Origin of the sequence: Kosakonia sp. S42 (assembly GCF_016624785.1) — a bacterium.
Taxonomy (GTDB): Bacteria; Pseudomonadota; Gammaproteobacteria; order Enterobacterales; family Enterobacteriaceae; genus Kosakonia; species Kosakonia cowanii.
On sequence record NZ_JACVTW010000119.1, the window covers coordinates 1 to 240 of the forward strand.

Consider the following 240-nt stretch of genomic DNA (forward strand, 5'->3'; position numbering starts at 1 on the left):
CGACACGCGGATGGTGTTGCGGATCTGCTTGAGTTCATCCGTTATTTTCGATGTGAAGTGCCGAACCTTGCGGCCGTACACGATAAAGACCCGGTAATGGCGCAGATAGAGGGGATATTCCCGTTTGTTGGCCATCCCCTCAAGTGCCGACTTTTCCCAGAACGCGCGGGTAATGCTGTTGAGGTGCGCGGCCATCGGGCCTTTCCACATGTCGGTACTGACGCCGCGCGCGATGCGATC

Annotated in this window: 1 protein-coding gene; it reads right to left on the bottom strand. The window is 57.5% G+C overall.

The genetic code is table 11. The annotated features are described in order from the left end of the window. The coding region (locus IAE50_RS25820) for a TraC family protein (protein WP_200581708.1) at positions 1-240 on the bottom strand (240 nt) is incomplete at both ends.